This window comes from Streptomyces sp. NRRL F-6492 (assembly GCF_001280125.1).
Lineage (GTDB): Bacteria > Actinomycetota > Actinomycetes > Streptomycetales > Streptomycetaceae > Streptomyces.
Genome location: NZ_LGEG01000170.1, coordinates 1 through 310 on the forward strand (window position 1 = coordinate 1; position 310 = coordinate 310).

Below are 310 nucleotides of genomic sequence, written 5' to 3' on the forward strand. Positions count from 1 at the left end.
CCACCGATCCGTCTGACGCGACCGCAAGACCTTACTTCCCCCGACCGCCGCCCGGTGACACGCAACCGCAGCACACCAACGAGAATCCCCGGAGCCCACGGGTGCTACGCGGCCGACCGGCTCGTCCGGGTCGTCGTAGCTGTGGGTCGTTGGGGGGATGTTGACGTACGGGCCGCAGTACGTGTCCGAGCCGATCGTCACCTTTGCGTCGGGGAGCGACAGCGCGTGGGCGTGCCCCTGGCTGCCGTAACCGATCCACGCGACCTTGCGGCCCTGGAAGATGGACAGGTCGGCGGGGGCGTCGTAGAAC

At 68.7% G+C, this 310-nt stretch carries 1 pseudogene; it reads right to left on the reverse strand.

The features are described 5' to 3' along the window. Nucleotides 1-310, reverse strand: a pseudogene (locus ADL08_RS38155) (hypothetical protein); the annotation flags it as partial.